Genomic DNA, 5,870 nt, shown 5'->3' with positions numbered 1-5,870 from the left:
GCCGCGAAGCCTGCGGCGGTTTCCGCCGCAGGCTTCGCGGCGAACAAATGAGGGGGTTCGGGGGGAATCATTCCCCCCGGCCGCCGGAGGCATATTGTCTTCTAGTCCAGTTCAAACTTGGTGCGCCAGTCGCCGGTTTCGGCCCACTGGGGCTGTCCTTCCTTGACGAGCAGCCAGTCGCCCAGGACCAGCGCGTCCATTTCGGTGCGCATGAAGCAGGCGTAGGCGTCGGCGGGCGTGCAGACGATGGGCTCACCGCGCACGTTGAAGCTCGTGTTGACCACCACGGGGCAGCCCTGCTCGCGCCGGAAGGTGTCGATGAGCTGCCAGTAGCGCGGGTTGGTGGCCTTGGAGACGCTCTGGATGCGCGCGGAGAAGTCCACGTGGGTGATGGCGGGCAGGTCCGAGCGTTCCACGTACAGCCGGTCGTACATGGGCCGTGTCCAGTAGTCGGACGGCAGGGGCTTCTTGCGGCTCTCGGCCACGGGCGCCACCAGCAGCATGTACGGCGAGGGGTGGTCGAGGTCGAAGCATTCGCCTGCGTGCTCTTCCAGCACCGAGGGCGCGAAGGGCCGGAAGCCCTCGCGGTACTTGATCTTCAGGTTCAGCTTCTTCTGCATGGCCGGGTCGCGCGGGTCGCCCAGGATGCTGCGGCCGCCGAGCGCGCGCGGGCCGTACTCCATGCGGCCCTGGAACCAGCCCACGGCCTGGCCCTGGGCCAGCCTTCCGGCCACCTCGGAGCACAAAACCTCGAAATCGTCATACTTCTTGGCGGGCGCGCCGAAGCGGCGGCAGGTGCGCTCGATCTCGCCGCTGGAGAACACGGGCCCCAGGTACGCGCCCTGCATCATGTCGCCGCCGGGCTCGCCTGCGTGCGGCGCGCGCGGCTGCTCCAGGCCGATGTGCCAGGCCGCCAGGGCCGCGCCCAGCGCTCCGCCCGCGTCGCCCGCGGCGGGCTGGATCCAGATGTTGTCGAAGGTGCCGCGCCTGAGCAGCTTGCCGTTGGCCACGCAGTTGAGCGCCACGCCCCCGGCCATGACCAGGTTCTTGGACCCGGTAAGCTCGCGGGCGGTGTCGGCCATGCGGAACACGGCCTCCTCGGTGATCTGCTGGATGGCCAGGGCCAGGTCCATGTACTCCTGGGTGATCTCGCTCTCCGCCGGGCGCTGCGGCAGGCCCAGGGCCTCGGTGAAGCGCGGGGCGTTGCACATGGTCAGCCCGGTGGCGTAGTCGAAATAGTCCATGTTCAACAAGAGCGAGCCGTCGGGCCGCAGGTCCACCATCTTGTCCAGGATGACCTGGCGATAGCGCGCCACGCGCTCCGAGCCCTCGATACCGTAGGGCGCCAGGCCCATGAGCTTGTACTCGCCGGAGTTGACCTTGAACCCGCACCAGGCCGTGAGCGCCGAGTACAAGAGGCCGAGGGAGTGCGGGAAGTGCAGCTCGCGCAGGATGGTCAGGTCCTTGCCCCGGCCAAGGCCGATGGTGGTGGTGGCCCACTCGCCCACGCCGTCGATGGTCAGCACCGCCGCCTCGTCATAGGGCGAGGGATAGAACGCGCTGGCCGCGTGGGACAGGTGGTGCTCCGGGAAGAGCAGCGCCGGACCCTTTCCGCCCTCGTCGGCGCCCAGCTTCGCCAGCTCGTCCTTCAGCATCTTGCGCATGAACAGCTTCTCGCGGATCCACACGGGCATGGCCGCCAGGAAGCTCTTGAGTCCGCGCGGGGCGAAGGCGTGATACGTCTCCAGCAGGCGCTCGAACTTGAGGTAGGGCTTGTCGTAAAAGGCCACCGCCTCAAGGTCGGCCGTGGTCAGCCCGGCCTCGGCCAGGCAGAAGCGAGCCGCATGGTGCGGAAACGCCGCGTCATGCTTGACGCGCGTAAAGCGCTCCTCCTGGGCAGCGGCCACGATGCGCCCGTCCACCAGCAGCACCGCCGCCGAATCGTGGTAATAGGCGCTCAGGCCCAGAATCGCCCTTTGGTTGGTGCGGCCCACGGCTTCCCCTAGAACAGCGTGTAGATGAAGGGCGCGATGGCCGAACCCGAGGTCAGCACCACAAGCGCGCCAAACAGCAAGAGCACCAGGATGATCGGCGCCAGCCAAAACTTCTTGCGGACTTTCAAGAAGTCCCAGAGATCACACAAAAAATCCATGAAACACTCCTAGAATGGGGCCTTCAGGTCAGCCGCCGTAAAACGCTCGCCCCGCGTCACGAACACCGAGCCCGCGCCCCGCTTGAAAGCCGCAAGCTTCAGCGTGTCCTTGCCCATGGCCCGGCGCAACAGCCCCACAGGCGTCAGCACCAGGAAAAACACCAGCGTCAAAATGACCCGGGACATCACCGCGCCAAGCACCGCCGACAGGCCGAACCACAGCTTCGACGCCGGCGCGAACAGCCTCGGCGCCGTCATGTTCACCACAAGCAGCGTGGTGGCCGAAACAACCCAGCCGGGCCGCTGCGTCACCAAGTAGGCGATAAGGCACAACAACGTCAGCGCCATGCCCGTGTCCACGGACTTCTGGCGGACGCTCCCGGCGGCCTCAGCCTCCGGCGCATGCTTCACAAGATCAATCATCGCGACTCCAATCAGCCCTCAGCAGGCCGCAGTGCCGCGCATACTGCCAGAGGACGAACCAGAGGGCAAGGCCGAGTGCGGGAGCCCCCCGCGGCCAGGGGCGCTGCCGTCTGCTTCACGGCTCCCTTGAACATCCCAAAAGTGAACGGTTCCCGTTGACGGCTTTGCGTCGACAGGGACCGTTCACGTACTGGGGAGTCCAGAGGGCCTCAGGCCCTTTGGCGGGGGGCCAGGGGGCGGCGCCCCCTGGCGGGGTCTTTTGTTGCGTTGCGAAAGGTGTTAGGGGGGAGCAGATTTTTTGAGGGGTATGCATGAAAGCCAAGCAATATCTTGAGGACATTTTGCGTCGAGCGCTTGAGGCGCGCGGCCTGCCCTGGCCGGAGAAGGCCGTCATCGAGCCGCCGCGCGAGCGCAAGTTCGGCGACTATTCGGCCAACGTGGCCATGTTGTTGGCGGGCGCGGCCAAGATGAAGCCGCGCGACCTGGCGGAGGCTCTGGCGGCGGATCTGGCCGGCCAGGACACGCAGTTGGCCAAGGTCGAGGTGGCCGGGCCGGGCTTTTTGAACGTGACCTTCGCGCCGAGCTTCTGGCACGGCATCCTGGCCGACGTCCAGGCCGCGGGCGCCGCTTATGGCGCGTCCGACTTGGGCCGCGGGCAGAAGGTGCAGGTGGAGTATGTTTCGGCCAACCCCACGGGCCCGCTGCACATCGGCCATGGCCGTGGCGCGGCCCTGGGCGACTCGCTGGCGCGGCTGCTCCGCAAGACCGGGCACAACGTCGAGTGCGAGTACTATGTCAATGACGCGGGCAGGCAGATGCGCATCCTGGGCGACTCGGTGTGGCTGCGCCTGCGCCAGCTGGCCGGTCAGGACGTGCCGGACCTGGAGGACTTCTACCGCGGCGACTACATCAAGGACATCGCCGCGCGGGTGCACCGCGAGAACCCCGGCATTCTGGACCTGCCCGAGGCAGAGGCCATCGACCTCTGTTTCGTCGCCGCCGTGGACGAGATCCTGGCGGGGATCAAGAAGGATTTGGCAGACTTCCGCGTGGGGCACGATGTCTGGTTCTCGGAAAAGAGCCTGGTGGAAGCCGGGCGCATCGACGAGACCTTCGCGGACCTCAAGGCCCGTGACCTGGCCTTCGAGCAGGACGGAGCGCTGTGGTTCCGCAGCACCGCCTTTGGCGACGACAAGGACCGCGTGCTGCGCAAGTCCTCGGGCGAGCTGACCTATTTCGCGTCCGACATCGCCTACCACCATGACAAGTTCAAGCGCGGCTTTGAGCGCGTCATCGACATCTGGGGCGCGGACCACCACGGCTACGTGGCGCGCATGCAGGGCGCGGTGGAGGCCCTGGGCAGAAAGGGCGCGCTCCAGGTCATCCTGGTGCAGCTGGTGAGCCTGCTGAAAGACGGCGAGCAGGTGGCCATGAGCACCCGCGCCGGAAAGTTCGAGACGCTCTGCGACGTCGTGGCCTATGTGGGCGCGGACGCGGCGCGTTTCCTGTTCCTCTCGCGCAAGAGCGACTCCCAGCTGGAGTTCGACCTGGAGCTGGTGCGCCGCAAGAGCATGGACAACCCCGTGTTCTACGTGCAGTACGCCCACGCCCGCATCCATTCCATGCTGCGCAAGGCGGCCGAGCAGGCCGGCGGGGGCATCGCCCCGGCGGCGCCGGGAGCCACGGCCTACGAGCACCTCTCCGGCGAGGACGACCTGGAGCTGTGCCGCATGCTGGAGCGCTTCCCCGACGTGGTGGCCCAGGCGGCGGAGGCCTTGGCCCCGCACCAGGTGAGCCACTACCTCTCCGAGCTGGCCAGCGCCCTGCACCGCTACTACACCAGGCACCACGTGCTTTCGGCCGGGCCGGAGATCGCCTCGGCGCGGCTCCTGCTGCTCTCCTGCGTGGCCGCCACCCTGGCCGCAGGGCTGGACCTGCTGGGCGTGAGCGCGCCGGAGCGCATGGACCAGGCGTCCGACCAAGTCGAGGGCCAAGCGGCTGGCGCGGCCGACGACGCGGCCTGCTAACCCGATCCCCGCAGCATCTCCCAGAAGGAGCACAGGCATGAACGCGCCCATCAAGATAAAGGAACCCGGCTCCAACGGCCGCACCTACAGCTTCAGCTGCAGCTTCGCCGGATTGGCGGCCATGGCCACGGCGGCCACGCTGGCGCTGTCGCTGTTCTTCGTGCTGGGCGTGCTGGTGGGCCGCGGACACCGGCCCGAGGCGGTCATCCCGCCCATCGAGCGCATCATGCCCACGGAGGCCGGGGCCAAGCCCGCGCCCTCAGACGAGATACTGAAGGCCGAGGAGCTCCAGTACAGCGAGCAGCTGGCCAAGAAGGGCACGGAGGCCACTCTGGCCAAGTCCATCGACGCGGTGGAGCACAAGGCCCCGGAAAAGGCCAAGCCCGAGGCCAAGCCCGACGCGAAGGGCAACGCGAAGCCCGACGCCAAGTCCAACACGAAGGCCGAGGCCAAGCCCGAGGCCAAGGACGAGGACACCCAGCGCTACGACTACATCTACCAGGCCGCCAGCTTCCCCGACGAGAACCAGGCCAAGGCCTTCCTCCAGCGGGTCAAGGGCGCCGGGCTCAAGGCCAGCATCGAGAACGGCACCGCCAACAACAAGCCCTGGTTCCGCGTCGTGGTGTTCTTCCGGGGCACCCCGAACGACACCCGCGGCCTCAAGGAAAAGCTTGCCGGGCTGGGCGTTCCCAAGCCCCTCATGCGCGCCAAGACGCCGTTTTAGCGGCCCGCCGCGGCCCGCGCGGCAATTTTCCGGCAGGGACTTGACGGCCCCCCGCTCTCAGGCGTAATGTCGGCATCGTGGAATAGTCGCGTATTCCGGCGCCCGGGCTTCCTCGCCCGGCAACGGATGCGGACAAGGGGATGACGGACATGTACGGCCTCACCGACAACATCGTCGCCGGACCAGCCGGACAAGTGACAGCAGGGCCTGCGGGCAGCTTCATGGCCGGGCCTGCGGGCAACGTTACCCCCGCGCCCGCCGGGCATACCCCCGTCTACCCCGTCACCGCCACCATCCCTTACATCGGCGCGGGCTACGTCCCCATCGACACCACTCCGGCGCGCATCCCCTACGCGGCCTCCGCAGGCGGCGGCATGCACTACCAGACCGGCGCCACCAACGCGCCCATCCCCGGCCCCGCGGCCACGGTCAGCCCCACCCCGGCCACAGCAGGCATCACCTACGCCAGTGGCGGCGGCGGTGGCGGCGGTGGCGGTGGCGGCGGCTACATCGGCGGTGGTGGCGGCTACATCGGCGGCGGTGG

Annotated in this window: 5 protein-coding genes and 1 pseudogene; 3 read left to right on the top strand and 3 right to left on the bottom strand. The window is 68.0% G+C overall.

The genetic code is table 11. The features are described from left to right. Positions 1 to 101 precede the first annotated feature (101 nt). The 3 genes from RDU24_RS15740 to RDU24_RS15730 are packed head-to-tail and all read right to left on the bottom strand — an operon-like array spanning position 102 to position 2,575. The gene (locus RDU24_RS15740) at positions 102 to 1,994 is read right to left on the bottom strand and encodes a carbamoyltransferase family protein (RefSeq protein WP_308736733.1); all 1,893 of its coding nucleotides are present in this window, start codon (positions 1,992 to 1,994) and stop codon (positions 102 to 104) included. 8 nt (positions 1,995 to 2,002) lie between these two features. After that, positions 2,003 to 2,152, bottom strand: coding sequence for a DUF5989 family protein (locus tag RDU24_RS15735; RefSeq protein WP_308736732.1), 150 nt, complete (start codon positions 2,150 to 2,152; stop codon positions 2,003 to 2,005). A gap of 9 nt (positions 2,153 to 2,161) precedes the next feature. Next, positions 2,162 to 2,575: an SxtJ family membrane protein gene (locus RDU24_RS15730; RefSeq protein WP_308736731.1), complete on the bottom strand. Its 414-nt coding sequence runs from the start codon at positions 2,573 to 2,575 to the stop codon at positions 2,162 to 2,164. A 311-nt stretch (positions 2,576 to 2,886) separates the two neighbouring features. Between RDU24_RS15730 and argS the strand changes: the two are divergent. The 3 genes and pseudogenes from argS to RDU24_RS15715 all read left to right on the top strand — a co-directional run. Next, positions 2,887 to 4,539 (top strand): annotated as a pseudogene (gene argS / locus RDU24_RS15725) (arginine--tRNA ligase); the annotation flags it as partial. Positions 4,540 to 4,639: 100 nt separating this feature from the next. Continuing rightward, the gene (locus tag RDU24_RS15720; RefSeq protein ID WP_308736730.1) at positions 4,640 to 5,326 is read left to right on the top strand and encodes an SPOR domain-containing protein; all 687 of its coding nucleotides are present in this window, start codon (positions 4,640 to 4,642) and stop codon (positions 5,324 to 5,326) included. 140 nt (positions 5,327 to 5,466) lie between these two features. Next, positions 5,467 to 5,870: hypothetical protein (locus RDU24_RS15715; RefSeq protein ID WP_308736729.1), on the top strand; the 404-nt coding region annotated here is incomplete at its 3' end.

Source organism: Humidesulfovibrio sp., assembly GCF_031082295.1.
In the GTDB taxonomy this organism is placed as follows: domain Bacteria; phylum Desulfobacterota; class Desulfovibrionia; order Desulfovibrionales; family Desulfovibrionaceae; genus Humidesulfovibrio.
The sequence above is the reverse complement of the archived record's forward strand: the minus strand, read 5'-3'. Positions and strand labels throughout refer to the sequence as shown.

Excerpts from the sequence above, each read along its gene's own strand:
- RDU24_RS15735 (WP_308736732.1), bottom strand. The coding sequence starts at position 2,152 with ATGGATTTTTTGTGTGATCTCTGGGACTTCTTGAAAGTCCGCAAGAAG.
- RDU24_RS15730 (WP_308736731.1), bottom strand. The coding sequence starts at position 2,575 with ATGATTGATCTTGTGAAGCATGCGCCGGAGGCTGAGGCCGCCGGGAGC.
- RDU24_RS15720 (WP_308736730.1), top strand. The coding sequence starts at position 4,640 with ATGAACGCGCCCATCAAGATAAAGGAACCCGGCTCCAACGGCCGCACC.